This is a genomic window from Promicromonospora sp. MS192, assembly GCF_049532985.1.
Classification (GTDB): Bacteria; Actinomycetota; Actinomycetes; order Actinomycetales; family Cellulomonadaceae; genus Promicromonospora.
Genome location: NZ_CP186693.1, coordinates 3,366,378 through 3,383,700, shown reverse-complemented (window position 1 = coordinate 3,383,700; position 17,323 = coordinate 3,366,378). Strand labels below are relative to the sequence as shown.

The 17,323-nt window shown below is 74.0% G+C and carries 19 protein-coding genes; 8 read left to right on the top strand and 11 right to left on the bottom strand.

Going from position 1 to position 17,323, the window contains the following annotated elements; translation table 11 throughout:
- Positions 1 to 92 precede the first annotated feature (92 nt).
- Together epsC and cysK are read right to left on the bottom strand one after the other, a co-directional pair.
- Complete coding sequence (gene epsC / locus ACO229_RS15210; RefSeq protein WP_397409516.1) at positions 93 to 689, bottom strand: serine O-acetyltransferase EpsC; 597 nt, start codon at positions 687 to 689, stop codon at positions 93 to 95.
- A complete protein-coding gene (gene cysK / locus ACO229_RS15205) occupies positions 689 to 1,624 on the bottom strand; it encodes a cysteine synthase A (RefSeq protein ID WP_423462009.1) in 936 nt (311 codons plus the stop codon). Before cysK ends, epsC begins: the two co-directional genes overlap by 1 nt.
- Positions 1,625 to 2,119: 495 nt before the next feature.
- On the opposite strand from cysK, the gene ACO229_RS15200 reads away from it, so the two are divergent.
- Positions 2,120 to 2,635, top strand: coding sequence for a GNAT family N-acetyltransferase (locus tag ACO229_RS15200; RefSeq protein ID WP_397409520.1), 516 nt, complete (start codon positions 2,120 to 2,122; stop codon positions 2,633 to 2,635).
- Between the two features lie 130 nt (positions 2,636 to 2,765).
- The gene (locus ACO229_RS15195; RefSeq protein WP_397409522.1) at positions 2,766 to 3,095 is read left to right on the top strand and encodes a nuclear transport factor 2 family protein; all 330 of its coding nucleotides are present in this window, start codon (positions 2,766 to 2,768) and stop codon (positions 3,093 to 3,095) included.
- A 15-nt stretch (positions 3,096 to 3,110) separates the two neighbouring features.
- On the opposite strand, the gene ACO229_RS15190 is transcribed toward ACO229_RS15195, so the two are convergent.
- From ACO229_RS15190 to ACO229_RS15170, 5 genes are all read right to left on the bottom strand, one after another.
- Positions 3,111 to 3,707 (bottom strand): hypothetical protein, encoded by a 597-nt coding sequence (locus ACO229_RS15190; RefSeq protein WP_397429819.1) that lies wholly within the window; start codon positions 3,705 to 3,707, stop codon positions 3,111 to 3,113.
- A 64-nt stretch (positions 3,708 to 3,771) separates the two neighbouring features.
- Complete coding sequence (erm, locus tag ACO229_RS15185; protein WP_423465311.1) at positions 3,772 to 4,578, bottom strand: 23S ribosomal RNA methyltransferase Erm; 807 nt, start codon at positions 4,576 to 4,578, stop codon at positions 3,772 to 3,774.
- Positions 4,579 to 4,960: 382 nt separating this feature from the next.
- Complete coding sequence (locus ACO229_RS15180) at positions 4,961 to 5,638, bottom strand: response regulator (RefSeq protein ID WP_397409526.1); 678 nt, start codon at positions 5,636 to 5,638, stop codon at positions 4,961 to 4,963.
- On the bottom strand, positions 5,635 to 6,858 hold the full coding sequence (locus tag ACO229_RS15175; protein ID WP_423462008.1) for a sensor histidine kinase: 1,224 nt from the start codon (positions 6,856 to 6,858) through the stop codon (positions 5,635 to 5,637). Before ACO229_RS15175 ends, ACO229_RS15180 begins: the two co-directional genes overlap by 4 nt.
- 5 nt (positions 6,859 to 6,863) lie before the next feature.
- Positions 6,864 to 7,934 (bottom strand): DUF418 domain-containing protein, encoded by a 1,071-nt coding sequence (locus ACO229_RS15170; protein ID WP_423462007.1) that lies wholly within the window; start codon positions 7,932 to 7,934, stop codon positions 6,864 to 6,866.
- A 155-nt stretch (positions 7,935 to 8,089) separates the two neighbouring features.
- On the opposite strand from ACO229_RS15170, the gene ACO229_RS15165 reads away from it, so the two are divergent.
- Positions 8,090 to 9,682, top strand: a complete 1,593-nt coding sequence (locus ACO229_RS15165; RefSeq protein ID WP_397409532.1) for a peptide chain release factor 3 — start codon at positions 8,090 to 8,092, stop codon at positions 9,680 to 9,682.
- Between the two features lie 237 nt (positions 9,683 to 9,919).
- Positions 9,920 to 10,945, top strand: coding sequence for an AI-2E family transporter (locus ACO229_RS15160; protein WP_423462006.1), 1,026 nt, complete (start codon positions 9,920 to 9,922; stop codon positions 10,943 to 10,945).
- Between the two features lie 15 nt (positions 10,946 to 10,960).
- Here ACO229_RS15160 and ACO229_RS15155 read toward each other — a convergent pair whose 3' ends face one another.
- Entirely contained in the window at positions 10,961 to 11,338 is a 378-nt protein-coding gene (locus tag ACO229_RS15155) for a MerR family DNA-binding transcriptional regulator (protein ID WP_423462005.1), read from the bottom strand.
- Between the two features lie 59 nt (positions 11,339 to 11,397).
- Here ACO229_RS15155 and ACO229_RS15150 point away from each other — a divergent pair, with 59 nt between their 5' ends.
- Both ACO229_RS15150 and ACO229_RS15145 read left to right on the top strand, forming a co-directional pair.
- Positions 11,398 to 12,126: an SDR family oxidoreductase gene (locus tag ACO229_RS15150; RefSeq protein WP_397429825.1), complete on the top strand. Its 729-nt coding sequence runs from the start codon at positions 11,398 to 11,400 to the stop codon at positions 12,124 to 12,126.
- A gap of 149 nt (positions 12,127 to 12,275) precedes the next feature.
- The gene (locus tag ACO229_RS15145) at positions 12,276 to 12,524 is read left to right on the top strand and encodes an SHOCT domain-containing protein (RefSeq protein ID WP_423462004.1); all 249 of its coding nucleotides are present in this window, start codon (positions 12,276 to 12,278) and stop codon (positions 12,522 to 12,524) included.
- Between the two features lie 53 nt (positions 12,525 to 12,577).
- Here the strand turns inward: ACO229_RS15145 and ACO229_RS15140 are convergent, their stop codons facing one another.
- Positions 12,578 to 13,207 (bottom strand): class I SAM-dependent methyltransferase, encoded by a 630-nt coding sequence (locus ACO229_RS15140; protein ID WP_423462003.1) that lies wholly within the window; start codon positions 13,205 to 13,207, stop codon positions 12,578 to 12,580.
- A gap of 174 nt (positions 13,208 to 13,381) precedes the next feature.
- Between ACO229_RS15140 and ACO229_RS15135 the strand changes: the two genes are divergently transcribed.
- Complete coding sequence (locus ACO229_RS15135; protein WP_423462002.1) at positions 13,382 to 14,269, top strand: amidohydrolase family protein; 888 nt, start codon at positions 13,382 to 13,384, stop codon at positions 14,267 to 14,269.
- Complete coding sequence (locus tag ACO229_RS15130) at positions 14,266 to 15,276, top strand: aldo/keto reductase (protein ID WP_423462001.1); 1,011 nt, start codon at positions 14,266 to 14,268, stop codon at positions 15,274 to 15,276. Before ACO229_RS15135 ends, ACO229_RS15130 begins: the two co-directional genes overlap by 4 nt.
- A gap of 4 nt (positions 15,277 to 15,280) precedes the next feature.
- On the opposite strand, the gene ACO229_RS15125 is transcribed toward ACO229_RS15130, so the two are convergent.
- Positions 15,281 to 15,985 carry a FadR/GntR family transcriptional regulator gene (locus tag ACO229_RS15125; protein WP_397409547.1) on the bottom strand — a complete coding sequence of 235 codons (705 nt, stop codon included), beginning with the start codon at positions 15,983 to 15,985 and terminating at the stop codon, positions 15,281 to 15,283.
- Entirely contained in the window at positions 15,972 to 17,318 is a 1,347-nt protein-coding gene (locus tag ACO229_RS15120; RefSeq protein WP_423462000.1) for an enolase C-terminal domain-like protein, read from the bottom strand. The genes ACO229_RS15125 and ACO229_RS15120 overlap by 14 nt, the downstream gene beginning before the upstream one ends.
- Positions 17,319 to 17,323: the final 5 nt, after the last annotated feature.

Here is a 17,323-nt window from a genome sequence, read left to right as displayed (position 1 = left end):
CGGACTACTCTACTTGATCTACGGCAACTAGAACAAGTAGCGAGAACAAGAGGGCCGGCGACAGCCGGCCCTCCACCCGGTGCGACCCGGGCTCAGATGATGTACTCGATCAGCTCCGACGGATCCTCGTTGCGCGACCGCTCCGCGACCGGCGCCTCCGGCACCCGGATCCGGGCGGGGATCCCGACGGCGACCGCGCCCGCGGGCACGTCCTTCACCACGACGGCGTTGGCGCCGATCTGCGCGTCGTCCCCGACCCAGACCGGGCCCAGCACCTTGGCGCCGGCGCCCACGGTCACGCGGTCGCCGAGGGTCGGGTGGCGCTTGCCCCGGTTGAGCGACCGGCCGCCCAGCGTCACGCCGTGGTACAGCATGACGTCGTCGCCCACGACCGTGGTCTCGCCGATGACGACGCCCATGCCGTGGTCGATGAACAGCCGGCGGCCGATCCGTGCGGCGGGATGGATCTCCACGCCGGTGAGCGCCCGCGCGAGCTGCGAGAGCAGCCGCGCGGGCAGGCGGAGCGCCGGCGCCTGCCACAGCCGGTGCGCCGCCCGGTGCGCCCAGAGGGCGTGCACGCCGGGGTAGGCGAGGGCCACCTCCAGGCGGGACCGGGCGGCCGGGTCGTGGGCGCGCGCGGCGTCCAGGTCCTCGGCGAGAACCTGGAACAGCCCGCGTGCCCCCGTCATCAGTCGACCAGACCCTCGAACAGCGGGGTGGACAGGTAGCGCTCGCCGAAGTCGGGGACGATGACGACGATCGTCTTGCCGGCGTTCTCCGGGCGCTTGGCGACCTCCAGCGCGGCGGACAGCGCGGCGCCCGACGAGATGCCGACCAGCAGGCCCTCCTCCTGGGCGGCCCGGCGGGCGAACTCGATGGCCGTGCCGACGTTCACGTCGATGACCTCGTCGTACACCGTGGTGTCGAGGATCTCGGGCACGAAGTTGGCGCCGATGCCCTGGATCTTGTGCGGGCCCGGGGCGCCGCCGTTCAGGATCGGCGACTCCTCGGGCTCGACCGCGACGACCTTGACCTCGGGCTTCTTCTCCTTGAGCACCTGGCCGACGCCGGTGATGGTGCCGCCGGTACCGATGCCGGACACCACGATGTCGACGGCGCCGTCGGTGTCCGCCCAGATCTCCTCGGCGGTGGTCTCGCGGTGGATCTTCGGGTTGGCCTCGTTGGCGAACTGGCGGGCCAGCACGGCGCCCGGGCGCTCCTGCGCGATCTTCTCGGCCGCCGCCACGGCGCCCTTCATGCCCTCCGAGCCCGGCGTGAGCACCAGCTCGGCGCCGTACGCCCGCAGCAGCGCGCGGCGCTCCTTGGACATGGTCTCCGGCATGGCCAGGACCACCTGGTAGCCGCGGGCCGCGCCCACCCAGGCTAGGGCGATGCCCGTGTTGCCCGAGGTGCCCTCGACGATGGTGCCGCCCTCCTTGAGCTCGCCCGAGGCCTCGGCCGCGTCGATGATCGAGACGCCGATGCGGTCCTTCACCGAGTTGGCCGGGTTGTAGAACTCGAGCTTGGCGAGGACCGTCGCCTCGAGGCCGTCGGTGAGGCGGTTGAGCTTGACGAGGGGCGTGCTGCCGATGAGCTTGGTCGCGTCGTCGTAGATGCGGGCCATTGTTCTTCCTTCGCTGTGTGGCGGGTGGGGCTGGCTTGGGATCGTGCGCCGTCGGCGTCCGGGTCGTGCGGGTGCGTGCCTCGGGGCCGGCGTGGTGCGTCTGGAGCGGGGTGCGGGGCCGGAGCGTCACGCGCGGGACCGGGTCCGCGGCCGAACAGGCCGGGGACGGTCGCGCGGACGCTCTACAGACAGCCTCGGGGGCAGCGGCCGGTCTCGCACGCCCGGCCGGCGGCCGGGGCGACAGTGGGGGCGGCGGTGGGGAGTGCGGAGCGCACGGTGCTCAAGACGTCCTCCCTGCGTGTGGCGGCCCGCTGGCCGCTCGGCTGCATGATCCATGGCGGGCGCCGGGCTCGCCTGAAGCAGGTTACGTGGGCCAGGACTCTGAGACAAGATCTGTCTCAGGTATCGATCATCTCGATATTTCACGCCGCGGCGTAGCCTCGGTCCCGGCGACGCCCCGCACGGTGCGGACGGCGTCGGGAGAGGGAGGTGCGGGTGAGCCGGCCCAGGGTCCGTGAGGCGTCCGCCGTCGACGACGGCGTGGTGCTCGACCTCATGACCGAGTACATGACGGAGGCGCTCGCCGGGTTCGAGCGGGCGTACGGCTTCGCGATGGGCCGCGGCGCGGAGCACTCCGCCGACGCCCTGGAGAAGTTCCGCCGGCCGTCGGGCCTCCTCCTGCTGGCCGAGGTCGACGACGTGCCTGCCGGGGTCGCGGCGCTGCGCGTGCAGGACGACGGCGCGACCGAGATCAAGCGGATGTACGTGCGCCCCGCCCAGCGCGGTACCGGGCTGGGCTCGGAACTGCTCGACCGGCTGCTGGAGCTGTCCCGGGACGACCTGCACGCGCCCGTGGTCCGGCTGGACAGCAACCGGTTCATGCGCGAGGCCCACCGGCTCTACGAGTCGCGCGGCTTCGTCGAGCGCCCGCCCTACGCCGGGTCGGAGATCCCGGCGGAGCTCCAGCACCTCTGGCGGTTCTACGAGCTGGTGCTCGGGCCGACGTCGTAGGTGGCGCGCCACTCTCCCGGGCGAGGGAGGGATCGCCGGTGCCTGGCTGGCCCGCCGGGGGTCTGCCTATGGTCGTACCGACCGAGCGCCCGCCCACGGGTGCCCGCGACCGAGCACACGGAGGTCTCTCATGGCTGTGATCGATCTGCCCGCCGTCGTCCAGGAGTTCGTCGACGCCACCAATGCCGGCGACACCGAGCGGTTCGTCGCGACGTTCACCGACGACGCGTACCTCAACGACTGGGGCCGCGAGTTCCACGGACCGGACGGCGTCCGGAGTTGGAACGAGACCGACAACATCGGCATGAAGAGTCAGTTCGAGCCCGTCGCGGTGGAACCCGGGGCCGAGCCCGGGGACTACACCGTCACGATCACCGTGCAGAGCAACCGGTTCAACGGGACGGGGCCGTTCAAGTTCACGCTGCGCGACGGGAAGATCGCGAGCCTGGTCCTGAGCTGACGCACCCGGAGCGGCTCACCACATCGCCACCTCTGCCGCGAGCTCCAGCCCGTGCTCGGTGGCCCGCGCCGACGAGATCGCCAGCTGGTTCTCGTCCTCCGGGAACGCGACACCCTCGACGAGCCGGTCGAGCTGGGCGCTGCCGAGCTGCTCGGCGACGGCGGCCACGGGCAGGCTCAGCCCGGCGAACCGGACGGTGTCCGCGCGGACCACCGCCTGACCGCCCTCGGCGGACACGTCGAGCAGGAGGTCCACGGTCCGGGTGGTGCCCGAGATCGGCAGCGGCACCTGCGCCACCAGCGCCCCGGACTCGGCCGCGACCCGGAGCTCCGGCAGCTCGGTGGCCGACCGCGCCATGTCCGTGAGGGCCTCGGGCGCGACGTCGACCAGGAGGGTGGCCTGCCCGGTCGCGACCTGCCAGAGGGCGGGGGTGTCGTCCCGCGTCACCGTGACACCCTCCGGCAGGTCGGCGGTCGAGGCCGCGATCCGGTCGTCGATCGTGGCGCGCAGCGCCAGCTCGCCCACGACGCCGAGCACCGCCAGCACGCCCACCACCGAGACGGTGACGATGATCCAGCGACGGCGGGGACGGGCGGGCGCGCTCTGTGTCATGGCCCCTATTCGACCCCATCGATCCGTCGGACACATGACGAATCGCGGGTCATCCCGTGACGGCTCATCGCTCGGACCGGTTGCCGGACCGTCGTGGGGCCGGGCGACGGGAGGTCAGGGCGTAGGCCGCCACCCAGGCCGGAGCGCCGAGATCCCGCGGCAGCGCACCCGGCGCGACGCGGTGCCGCCGGGCCCAGTGCCGCACCTCCTCGCGGCCGAGCCCCTGCCGGACGAGGATCTCGTGCACGCCGCGGCCGGGCCCGTTGAACACGGCCGCGGCGAACCGCTGGTAGTGGCGCTGCCGGGAGGGCGGCAGCAGGGGGTCGGTGCGGCGGTCGAGCACGAGCAGGCCGGCGTCCACGCCCGGCCGGGGACGGAACGCTCCGGCCGGGACACGCTGGTCGAGCCGGGGTGCGAACCACGGCCACCACTGGACGGTCAGGAGCGTGGCGCCGCCCACGGCGGCGCGCTTGCGGGCCACCTCCCACTGCGTGATCAGCACGGCGCGCTGCCAGCCGGTCAGGGTGAACAGGCGCCGGAGCACCGGGGTGGTCAGGTGGAACGGCACGTTGCAGACGAGGTCGTAGGGCTCCGACGGCGGGGCGTGCCGCAGGATGTCGTCCCGCGTCACGGTGACGTTGCCGGGCACGACCCGGGCCAGGCGCGCGGCCGAGCGCGGGTCGATCTCGACCGCCTCGACCGGGCGGCCCAGCCGGGCCAGGGGCAGCGTCATCGCGCCGCGGCCGGCGGCCCACTCGACGACCGGCCGGTCCGCGTCGGGGACGAGGTCGACCACGCGGTCGATGACCCGCGTGTCGATCAGCAGGTTCTGGCCGAGCTCGTGGGCCCCGCCGACCGGCCCCGTCGGCACGGTCGGCACGGCGGGCCCCGCCGGCCCGGTGGGTTCCGCGGTCCGCGGGGGCTCCGGCGGCCGGGCGGCCCGCGGTGCACCGTGGTCGGGAGTACCGCGGTGGGGTGCCCCGCGGGAGGTCGTCCGGGCAGTGGGACGGAAAGGACGCTTGCGCGACATGGTGTGCTCCTGGATTCGTCGGCTGACAGGAATCCGGGCAGCACAGGACGCGCCGCCCGGCGGATGCCGGCGGCGCGGAGCACGCGCTGGGTGTGGTGTGCGTTCCGCGCCGCTAGCGGGCGGAACGCTGCCTGATCATGGCGTTCATATCGGGGCCGACCCTAGGAGCAGGGCCGGTCCGGGTGCCAGGTTTTTTCCGTCCGGGTGGCCGCCCCGGGGGCCGTCACCCGCCGACGACCCGGTGCTCCCAGGCCCAGGCCGCGATCTCCACGCGGTTGCGCAGCCCGAGCTTGGCCTGGATCGCGGCGACGTGGCCCTTGACCGTGCTGAGGGAGATGAACATCTCCGCGCCGATCTCCAGGTTGGTGCGCCCCCGCGCGATGGCGCGCGCCACCTCGGTCTCGCGGTCCGAGAGCGGCCGGGCGGACGGACTGCCGCCCGGCGTCCCGCGCCTGACGGCGACGCCGCCGTCCGCCGCGGTCAGGTGCCGCAGCAGCCGCACGGTGACCGACGGCGAGACCAGTGCGTCGCCGGCGTGCGCGGCCCGGACCGCCTCGACCAGGAGCGCGGGCCCGGCGTCCTTGAGGACGAACCCCACCGCACCGCCGCGCAGCGCACCGTAGACGTACTCGTCGACGTCGAACGTGGTGACCACGACCACCCGGAGCGGGTCGGCGACGTCCGGGCCGGCCAGGGTGCGGGTCACCTCGATGCCGTCCAGCAGCGGCATCCGGATGTCGACGAGGCAGACGTCCGGGCGCAGGTCGCGGGCCAGCGCGACGGCCGCGACGCCGTCGGCGGCCTCGGCCACCACCTCGATGTCCGGCTGGTCCTCGAGGATGAGCCGCAGGCCGCCGCGGACCATCGGCTGGTCGTCGGCGAGGAGCACCCGGATCGTCACGGCTCCTCCTGACCGGTCGCCCGGACCGGACGCGCCGGTCGTGGTCCGGTCGGCAGGGTGGCCACCACGGACCAGCCGCCGTCCGGGCGGGGGCCGGCCGCCAGCGTGCCGTCGAGCGCCTCGACACGCTCCCGCATGCCGACGAGCCCGTACCCCTGACCGGTCCCGGGTCGGTGCCCCCGGTCGGGGTCGGCGCGGCCCCGGGCAGGGGCGTCGTCGGACACCTCGACCCGGACGCCGTCCGCCACCCGCTCCACGGTGACGCTCACCGCACGGGCGTGCGGGGCGTGCCGGGTGACGTTCGTGAGCGACTCCTGCACCACCCGGTAGACGGTCGTGGTGACCTCGGGCGGCCAGCCCGTCGCGTCGTCGGGCAGTCGCAGGTCCACGCGCGGGCCACGGGTCTCGAACCGGTCGACCAGCACGGTGAGCTCCTCGGGACCAGGTGCCACGGGTGACGCGTCGTCTGCGTCACGCAGCAGCCCGACGACGCGGCGCAGCGAGGTGAGGGCCTCCGCCCCGGCGGACTCGATGCCCGCGACGGCGTCGGCCACCGGCTGGGCCGGTGAGCCCGGCGGCGTGCCGCCCCGGGCGAGCAGGAGCTGTGCGGCCTGGGCCTGGACCACGATGCCGGTGATGTGGTGGGCGACGACGTCGTGCAGCTCGCGCGCCACGGCCAGCCGCTCGTCCCGGCGGACCCGGTCGACCGCCGCCTCCCGCCGGGCCACCAGCAGCCGGCCCAGCAGGCCCGCCGCGAGGGCGCAGAGCCAGGCCGCGGTGACCACCGTCGGCACCACCGACACGTCGGACGTGAACGGCGCCGCGGCGAGCCACGACCCCACCACGACGACGAGCCCGCCGCCGGCCACCGTGGTCGCCTGCCCGGCCGGCAGCACGCGGACGGCCGAGGCGACCAGCACGGCCAGGGCGAGCGCCGTCGCAGGCGAGGGTTCCCCGGGCAGCCCGGCGAGCCGTGCCACGACGACCGCCACGGCCGCCACGCCGAGCCCCGCCAGCGCGGTGCCGAACCGGTGCCGGCGGCGCAGCAGGGCCAGGGCGCCCACCACGGTGCCGGTGCACAGGCCGAGCAGCCAGGAGGAGCCGCCCCAGCTCGCGGCCAGTGCGGTGGCAGTGAGCAGGAGGGTGCCGGTCAGGACGAGCCCGAGCGCGACGTCGCCGGAGAGCTGGGCCGCGGCCGCGCCGCGTCCGGTGATGTGCACGTCGCTCAGGCTACGAGGGTCGACGGCGCGCGTCGCGCGTCCGCCTCGCCGGCCACCCGCAGCGGCGGGCGGCGCAGCCAGGTGGCCCATCGCCACGCCCACTCCAGGGGCCCGTACCGGAAGTGGCGCAGCCACAGCGCCGAGCACAGCCACTGCGCGGTGAGCACCGCCCCGGCGATGCCGAGCACCGTGGCCGAGGACCAGCGCCCCGGCTCCCCGTCGACGTGCGCCACCACGAGCACCAGCACGGTGGCGCCGAGGTAGTTGGTCAGCGCCATCCGGCCCAGGGGCGCGAACGCGGCCCGCAGCACCGGGCGCGCAGGGGTGCGCAGCAGCACCAGCACGAGGCAGACGTACACGCCGGCGACCAGCAGCCCGGCCACCGGGAAGGCGATGCGGAAGCCCGTGGTGTCGACCTCTCCCGTCCGCTCGAAGGACGCCTGCGCGGCGAGCACGGGCACGGCGGCGGCCGCCAGGAGCAGGGCCAGGAGCGCGGGCACGCGGGTGGAGTCCTCGATCCGCCGCGTGACGCCGTAGCGGGTCAGGGCCGAGCCCAGCAGGAACAGGCCGGGCACCAGGGCGTACTGCCCGCCGAGCAGCCCGATCGCCGCCACCAGGCAGACGGTGGCCAGACCCGCGACGGCCCATCGTGGCAGCCACGTCGACGGCAGCAGGACGAGCAGCCCCACCACCGCGTAGACGGTCAGGATGTCGCCCGGCCAGAGCAGGAGGAGGTGCGCGAGCCCGAGCGCGAGGAGCACGAGCAGCCGGCGCAGCAGCACGAGCCGCGGCCGGCCGGCCCGGGCGGCCGCGGACTCCACCAGGAGTGAGAAGCCGATGCCGAACAGCAGGGAGAAGATCGGGAAGAAGCGCTGGTCCACCAGCAGGTGCAGCCAGTCCGTGCCCCCGGACCCGGGTGCGCTCAGGGCGGAGGTCACGGGCGCCTCGGACGCGACCGTGGCGCTGATCGGGATCACGTTGGCGACGAGGATCCCGCACAGCGCCACGCCGCGGACGACGTCGAGCGCGACGAGGCGGGACCGGGCAGGGGGCGGTGCTGACGAGTCGAGAGGCATGTCCTCATGCTGGGGCGGCGCGTCGCCGGCCGGTACCGGCCGGAAGTACCGTTCTCCCCGCCCGGCGTCGTACCCACGACGCGGTGCCCGCGTCCGTGCCCGTGCCTGTGTCCGTGTCCGGGCACCGCCGTCGCCGGACGGTAGACTGATCGGTCGTGACCGTCCTGACCTCTGACGCCCGGCCGGTCGCGGCCGAGGCGGCCCGGCGCCGCAGCATCGCCGTCATCTCGCACCCCGACGCCGGTAAGTCGACCCTGACCGAGGCGCTGGCGCTGCACGCCCACGCCATCGAGGAGGCCGGGGCGGTGCACGGCAAGGGCAACCGTGCCGGCGTGGTGTCGGACTGGCTGGAGATGGAGCAGAAGCGCGGCATCTCGATCACGTCCGCGGCGCTCCAGTTCGCGTACGGCGACGTGGTGATCAACCTCCTGGACACGCCCGGCCACGCCGACTTCTCCGAGGACACCTACCGCGTCCTGACCGCCGTGGACGCCGCCGTCATGCTGCTCGACTCCGCCAAGGGCCTGGAGCCGCAGACGCTCAAGCTGTTCGAGGTCTGCCGTCGGCGCGGCGTGCCGGTCATCACGTTCGTCAACAAGTGGGACCGGCCCGGCCGCGAGGCGCTGGAGCTGTGCGACGAGCTGGAGGAGCGCATCAACCTGCGCCCCACGCCGCTGACCTGGCCGGTCGGCGAGGCCGGGCGATTCCTCGGCCTGCTGGACCGGGCCTCCGGCGAGGTCCGCACGTACCGCCGGGCGCCGGGCGGCGCGTCGATCGCGGAGGAGAGCGTGCTCAGCCCGCAGGCCGCCGCCGAGACGCTGGGCGACGACCACACCGAGGCCGTCGAGAGCGTGCAGCTCCTCGACCCGGTGGACCGCGCCTCGTTCCTCGCCGGCACCACGTCGCCGATGCTGTTCGGCGCGGCGCTGGCCAACATCGGCGTGCGCCAGCTCCTGGACGCCGTGGTCGAGCTGGCGCCCGCACCCGGCGCACGGGCCGACGTCGACGGCGCGGCCCGCGCGGTGGACCAGCCGTTCAGCGGGTTCGTGTTCAAGATGCAGGCCGGCATGGACCCGAACCACCGTGACCACGTCGCGTTCATCCGCGTGTGCTCGGGGCGGTTCGAGCGCGGCATGGTCGTCACGCACGAGCGCACCGGACGGCCGTTCGCGACCAAGTACGCCCTGTCGGTGTTCGGTCGCGAGCGCTCGACGGTCGAGGACGCCTACCCCGGCGACGTGGTGGGCCTGGTCAACGCGAGCACGCTCGCCGTGGGCGACACGGTGTTCGACTCCGCGGGACCGAAGGTCGCCTTCCCGCCGATGCCGGTGTTCGCGCCCGAGCACTTCGCGGCCGCGCGCGTGGCCGACCCGGGCCGCTCCAAGCAGTTCCGCAAGGGCATCGCGCAGCTGGAGCAGGAGGGCGTGGTCCAGGTGCTCGTGTCCGAGGTGCGCGGTGACGGCAACCCGATCCTCGCCGCCGTGGGGCCGCTGCAGTTCGAGGTGGCGACCTTCCGCATGGAGCACGAGTTCTCGGCGCCGATCCGGATGGAGACGCTCGGGCTCTCACTGGCCCGCGAGGTGGCCCCCGCCGACCTCGACACCGTGGCCGCCTACCCGGGCGTCGAGGTGGTGCGGCGTGGCGACGGCACGCCGCTGGTGCTGCTGCGCGACATCTGGCACGCGCGGGCGTTCGAGCGCGCGCACCCGGGCGTGCCGCTGATCCCGCTGGTCGCGAGCGGGGTCTGACGCTCCCGGGGTGGGCTTCGGGATCACGGAGACCGCAGGGGCTACGGTCTGGGCATGACGTCGCCCAGTTCGTCAGCGGCCGCTGAACCCGGACAGTCCGGCCCTGGAGGGTCCGAGCCCGGACAGGCCGGCTCTGCCGGGCCCGACTCCGGACGACCCGAGACGGACCAATCCGGACCGCCTCCTGGCGCCCCCGACTCGCCGCGTCCGCCGCGGTGGCTGCCGCGCGCGCTGTTCATGGCCGTGGCCGCGGTGTTCCTCGGCATCTTCACGTGGAACGCCATGGGGGCCCTGGAGGGCCTCTTCGTCAACGTGCTGATCGCCGTCTTCATCGCGCTCGCCCTGGAGCCCGGCACGGTCTGGCTGGTGCGGCGCGGATGGCGCCGCGGTCTGGCGGCCGCGACCACGCTCATCGGGTCGCTCGTGGTCGTGATCGTGCTGCTGACGCTGTTCGGCAACCTGTTCGTGCAGCAGCTCGTCGCCCTGGCGCAGTCCGTGCCCCGCCTCTACACGGGCCTGCGGGCGTTCGTCTCCGACCGGTTCGACATCGTCGTCCCCGACTCCGACAACCTGCTGCGGCAGGCCCTGGACGAGTTCGGCGACGACGTCGCGTCCGGAGCGCTGCTCGTGGGCACCACGCTCGTCGGCGGGCTGCTGGCGACCCTGACCATCCTGCTCGTCGCGTACTACCTGCTGGCCGCGGGGCCGAGGTTCCGGGCCGCGGTCTGCGGGTGGCTGACGCCCGCGCGGCAGCAGGAAATGCTGCACCTGTGGGAGGTCACGCAGGGCAAGGTGTCCGACTACATCGGCTCCCGCGTGGTGCTGGCCGCCGTGTCCACGGTGGTCACGTTCGTCTTCCTCGCGATCCTGCAGACGCCGTACGCCGTGCCGCTCGCCGTCTTCGTAGGCGTGGTGTCGCAGTTCGTGCCGACGATCGGCGCCTACCTCGGTGGCGCGCTGCCCACCATGGTGGCGCTGACCACGCAGGGCTGGCCGCAGGCGGTGGGCGTGCTCGCGTTCGTCATCGCCTACCAGCAGTTCGAGAACCTGTACCTGGCGCCCAAGGTGTCGGCGCGGGCCCTGGAGATGAACGCCGCGGTGAGCCTGCTGGTCGTGCTGGCCTTCGGTGCGGTGTTCGGGGTGCTCGGCGCGTTCCTGGCCCTGCCCGTCGCCGCGACGATCCAGGCGGTCGCGACCACGTACTTCCGGCGGCACGAGCTGGTGGAGTCGCACATGCTCCGCGACCCGGACTCGGTGAGCTGACCCCGGTTCCCGGGCCTACGGGTGGCTCGCCGTGACCTCGATGACCTCGTCGAGCCGGTCCAGGGCCGCCTGCAGGTCGTCGAGCTTGCGTTGGATGCGGTCGCGCTCGGCGTGCAGCATGGCGCGCTGCTCGGCGTCGGTGTGCCCGGACTCCATGCACGGCAGCAGGTCCGCGATGTTCCGGCTGGTCAGGCCGGCGGCGTACATCTGCTGGAAGAAGCGCACGTACGTCACGCTGCTCGACCGGTAGAGACGCTGGCCGGACGGGCTGCGCTCCGGGGTGAGGAGGCCCTGCTGCTCGTAGTAGCGCACCGCGCGCACCGAGACACCTGCGCCGCGGGCGACCTCGCCGATGCGGATCAGCGGCTCGGCCGCAGTCTCTGTGACCGTCATGACACTCCTCGGTTCGATGCTTGACCCTGACGTCAACGTCAGGTTTTAGCGTACCCGGCATGGACATCGAGAACTCAGTAGCACTCGTCACCGGCGCCAACCGCGGGCTCGGCCGTGCCTTCGCCCAGCGCCTCCTCGACCGGGGTGCCCGCAAGGTCTACGCGACGGCCCGCCGTCCCGAGACGATCGATCTGCCCGGCGTGGAGGCGCTCGCCCTCGACGTCACCGACCCGGTAGCCGTGCGGGACGTCGCCCGGGCGGCGTCCGACGTCACCCTGCTCGTCAACAACGCGGGCATCACGACCGGTGCCGACCTGGTCACCGGCTCGCTCGACGCCGTGCGTCACGAGCTGGAGACCAACCTGTTCGGCAGCCTCGCGACGATCCGGGAGCTCGCACCGGCGCTTGCGGCCAACGGCGGGGGAGCCATCGTCAACGTGCTGTCGGCCATGTCATGGTTCGGTGTCAAGGGAGCGAACGCGTACCACCTCTCCAAGGCCGCCGGGTGGGCCATGACGAACGGCGTGCGCCTGGAGCTCGCCGAGCAGGGCACCCTGGTGACGGCCGTGCACCTGGGCCTTGCCGACACCGACATGTCCGCGGGCTGGGCGGTCGACAAGATCTCGCCGACCGCCCTGGCCGACGCCGCACTGGACGGTGTCGAGGCCGGTTCCACCGAGGTGCTGGCCGACCAGTGGAGCCGGGACATCAAGTCCTGGGTCCAGCTCCTGCCGGAGGAACGGGACGCCCAGGTCGTCCGCGGCCTGGCGGCGATGACCGGCGCCTGAGAGGCCGGGCGGGCGGCGGGCCCGCGCGAGGAGTCCGGCGTCCCGGGAGTCCGGGACCAAGGTCCCGGGACACCGCGCCCGCCCGCTCGTAGCGTGGTCGGAGCGGGGCTCTCCCGGCACGGGACGCCCACGGCGCGGGAGGTACGGCCATGATGTGGAACTGGGGTGGGTACGGCTGGATCGCCGGCCTGATCATGATGGCGTCCATGGTGCTGTTCTGGGGCGCCGTCGTCGTGGGCCTGGTGTTCCTCGTGCGGGGCTCCGCGAACCAGCGTCCGCACGACGACCGGGCGGACGCCGAGCAGCTCCTCGCCGGACGCTTCGCGGGCGGGGAGATCGACGAGAACGAGTACCGGGCCCGGCTCGCGGTGCTGAGGTCGGCGCGGTACCAGCACTGAGGCGCCCTGCTCGTCGCGCGGCGTGCGCCGGTGCTGCGCCCGGTCGCCCGGGCTCAGGCGGACGCCGGCTTGCGGGCCGCGAGACGCTCCACGGTCCCGCGGGAGAACCGGTCGTGCCGTTCGACGTGCAGCCCGGCGGCCTGCACGTGGACGAACGGGCGCCGCCGGAAGTGCTCGTTCTCGACCGGCACCGTGTAGAGCTCGGCCAGCGCCTGGAGCATGCGGACCGGCGCGGAGGTGCTCACCACGTGGTCGGCCAGCAGGAGCAGGCCGCCCGGCCGTAGCACACGCACCATCTCGTCGACGGCGCTGCGGTCGTCGGGCACGGAGCACAGGCCGAACGTGCACACGACCGTGTCGAACGAGGCTTCGGCGAACTCCAGCCGCTGGGCGTCGCCCACCGAGAGGTCCACGTCCAGGCCCAGGTCGTCCGCCCGCCGGCGCGCCAGCTCCAGCATGGCCGGGCTCAGGTCCATGCCCGCCAGGGTGGCGGAGGCGGGGTACAGCCCGAGGTTCAGCCCCGTCCCGACGGCGACCTCCAGCACCCGGCCCGTGGCCTGCCCGCACACCCAGGCCCGGGTGTCGCCGAGCAGCCGGTCGGCGCGGCTCATCCTCGTGTCGTAGCCCGCCGCCTGCCGGTCCCAGTGCCTGCGCAGCCGGTCCGGTCGCGATGCTCTCGCCATGGTGCCCCGATCACAGGTCGACGACGTGGATGCCGCCACCGTAACGGCGGACGACGGACGGCGCCGTCATCCCGGGGGCGCGCGGACACCGGACGGCGAGAGGCGGAGTCACGGGTGGCGCCTCGCGTGCTATACATCAGATGTTTCCGGCGAGGACGCCAGAGAGGAGCACCGGTGCCGCACGACGTCGTAGACGCGCACCATCACCTGTGGGTGCGGTCGCGCACCCCGCAGGACTGGATCGACCCCGGCACGATGGCGGCCATCGACGCCGACTTCACCCCAGCGGACCTGCCGGCGGCGGAGCATGGCGTGAGCGCCACCGTCGTGGTCCAGTCCGCGAGCCGGTGGGCCGAGACCGACGAGCTGCTCGCCATCGCGGCCTCCGGCGAGGGACGTGCCGCGCGGATCGCGGGCGTGGTGGGCTGGGCCGACCTGTCCGACCCGGCGGTCGGCGACCGGGTCGCCGCGCTGCGCGCCGGGCCCGGCGGGGGCGCGCTCGTCGGTGTCCGCACGCAGGTGCAGGCCGAGCGGGATCCCGGCTACCTGGACCGCGACGACGTGCGCCGCGGCATCGCCGCGGTCTGCGGGCCCGGCACCGGCAGCCCCGGTCTCGTGTTCGACCTGGTGCTGCGCCAGGACCAGGTCGCGGCGGCCGCCCGGCTCGCGGACGCCCTGCCCGACGTCGCGTTCACGCTCGACCACCTCGGCAAGCCCCGGCTCGACCGCACCAGCGACCTCGTGGAGTGGAAGCGGGACGTGACGGCGCTCGCCGCCCGCCCGAACGTGACGGCCAAGGTGTCGGGCCTGGTCACGGAAGCCCGCTGGGACGACTGGCAGATCGGCGACCTGCGGCCCGCCGTCGACCACGCGCTGGAGACGTTCGGGCCGGATCGGCTCATGTTCGGCTCCGACTGGCCGGTGTGCCTGCTCGCCGGCGGTTACGACGCGTGGCTGGAGGCCGCCCGCGCCCTGCTCGGCGGGCTGGGCCCGCACGACGCCGAGGCCGTGTGGGGTGGCACGGCGCGTCGCGTCTACCGGCTGGAAGGTGGCCCCGCATGACCACGACCGAGGTGCGCGCCACCGGCGTGCGGCTGACAGGGCTGGGCCTGGGCGCCGCACCCGCGGGCAACCTCTACCAGGCCGTCACGGACGAGGAGGCGCACGCGACCTTCGAGGCGGCGTGGGACGCCGGCATCCGGTACTTCGACACCGCGCCGCACTACGGGCTCGGGCTGTCCGAACGCCGCCTCGGGGCCTACCTGCGCACCCGGCCCCGGGACGAGCTCGTCGTGTCCACCAAGGTGGGGCGCCTGCTCGTGCCGACGCCGGAGACCGCGGACCGCCGCGACCCCGACATGTTCGACGTGCCGGCCACCGCCCGCCGGGTGTGGGACTTCTCCCGCGACGGCGTGCTCCGGTCGCTCGAGTCGAGCCTGGGGCGCACGGGGCTGGACCGGATCGACGTCGTCTACCTGCACGACCCGGACGACCACTGGGAGCAGGCGGCGCACGAGGCGCTGCCCGCGCTCGCGGAGCTGCGGGACCAGGGCGTGATCGGCGCGATCGGTGCCGGGATGAACCAGTCGGCGATGCTCGCCCGGTTCGTGGGCGAGACCGACGTCGACGTCGTCATGTGCGCCGGGCGGTTCACGCTCCTGGAGCAGCCCGCGCTGACCGACCTGCTGCCCGCGGCCGTCGAGCGCGGCGTGGCCGTGGTGGCGGCCGCCGTCTACAACTCGGGCATCCTCGCGCGCGACGAGCCACCGGAGAGCGCGACCTACGACTACGGCCCCGCGTCCGCCGACCTGCTCGACCGTGCCCGGCGGATCGCCGCCGTCTGCGCGGAGCACGGCGTCACGCTGCCCCAGGCGGCGCTCGCCTACGTGCGCACCCACCCGGCGGTGGTCTCCGCCGTCGTCGGGCTGGCGACGCCCGAGCAGGCGCGGCAGACCGAGGAGCGCGCGTCCGCGCACGTGCCGGCCGGGTTGTGGCGGGCGCTCGCGGACGCCGGGCTCCTCGCCGAGGCGGCGGTGCCGCGCACCTGGCCGTCCACCGGGAGGGACTGACGGGTCAGGCGTCCTCGTCGAGGTTCTCCGGCTTCGGGAGCCAGTCCTCGACGCCCAGGAGGTGGCTCGCCATCCGGATCCGGGCCGCCTCGGGATCACGCGCGGCGAGCGCGCGCCAGATGGCCTCGTGCTCGCCGTGCGTGCGCGCCGCGATGCCCTCGGCGTGCAGCACGCGCCACAGGCGTGCGCGCACCGTGCGGCCCGCGAACGACTCGACGAGCGCCTCCAGCACGGGGTTGCCGGAGTGCGCCGCGATCAGGCGGTGGAACGCGATGTCCACCTCGATGAACCGGTCGTGGTCCAGCTCGGCGCCGTCCGCCACCCCGGCCACCTGGTCCAGGACCGCCCGCGCCTCCGCGAGGGCCTCGTCGGTCATCCGGGTCGCGGCCAGGCCGGCGGCCTCCGTCTCCAGCAGGCGGCGCACGCTGTGGAAGGCGGGTAGGGCGTCGTCGTCCTGGAGGTCCAGGACGAGGGCCATGGGGGAGAGCAGGCGGCCCGGGTCGAGGCTGGTCACGTAGGTGCCGTCGCCCTGCCGCGTATGCAGAACGCCGAGGATCGACAGCGCCCGCACCCCCTCCCGGAGGGAGCCGCGGGAGACCTGGAGCTCGTCGGCCAGGTCCTTCTCGACCGGCAGGCGGTCGCCGGGACGCAGCCTGCCGTCGAGGATCATCCTGCGGATGCCGTCGACGACCTCGTCAGTGCGGGACATGATCCGCAGTATCGCGTACCCAGTACGTCCCGTGCGGGAACCGGAACCGGTCCAGGGACTCCTCGTGCATCTGCGTGGAGTAGCCCGGCCGCGACGGCAGCACGTACGCGGTGCCCGCACCCCGGTCGGCGACGACGCACGGGTCGGTGAAGTGCTCGTGCAGGTGGTCCACGTACTCGGTCACGCGGCCGGTCAGGTCGCCGCCGATGGCCACGTAGTCCAGCACGGAGACGTGCTGCACCATCTCGCACAGCCCGACGCCGCCCGCGTGCGGGCACACCGGCACGCCGAACTTCGCCGCGAGCAGCAGCACGGCGACGATCTCGTTGATGCTGGCCAGCCGCCCGGTGTCGAGCTGGCAGTAGTCGATCGCCTCGGCCTGCATGAGCTGCTTGAACATCACCCGGTTGTGGCAGTGCTCGCCGGTGGCGACGCCGATGGGCGCGACGGCGCGGCGCACCGCGGCGTGCCCCAGGATGTCGTCGGGCGAGGTGGGCTCCTCGATCCACAGCGGGTCGAAGGGCGCCAGGGCCGTCATCCACTCGATGGCCTGCGGCACGTCCCACACCTGGTTGGCGTCGATCATCAGGTTGCGGTCCGGGCCCAGCACCTCGCGCGCGATGGTCAGCCGGCGCACGTCCTCGGCCAGGTTCGCGCCGACCTTGAGCTTGACGTGCCGGTACCCGGCGTCGACGGCCTCCTGGCACAGTCGCCGCAGCTTGTCGTCGCTGTAGCCGAGCCAGCCGGCCGACGTCGTGTACACGGGGTACCCGGTGCGCTCCAGGTGGTCCAGGCGCTCCTGCCGGGTGCCCGCGCGCTCCCGCAGGATCGCCAGCGCCTCGTCACGGGTCAGGGCGTCCGAGAGGTAGCGCAGGTCGGCGACGTCGACCAGCTCCTCCGGCGTCATGTCCACGAGCAGGCGCCACAGCGGCTTGCCCGCGCGGCGCGCCACCAGGTCCCAGGCCGCGTTGAGCACCGCGGCCAGCGACAGGTGCACCACGCCCTTCTCGGGCCCGAGCCAGCGGAGCTGGCTGTCGGCGGTCAGGTCGCGGTAGACGGCGCCCATGTCCGCGGCGAGCGCGTCGACGTCCCGCCCCACGAGGCCCGCGGCCTGCTGCCGGGCCGCCTCGGCCACGATGTCGTTGCCCCGGCCGATGGTGAACGTCAGCCCGTACCCGCCCAGCGGGGCGCCGTCGGCGTCCTGGGCGTCGGTCTCCAGCACGACGTAGGCCGCCGAGTAGTCGGCGTCCTTGTTCATCGCGTCGGATCCGTCGGCCGTGGCCGACGTCGGGAACCTGACGTCCTCGACGCGGACTCCGGTGATCGTGGCCATGCCTG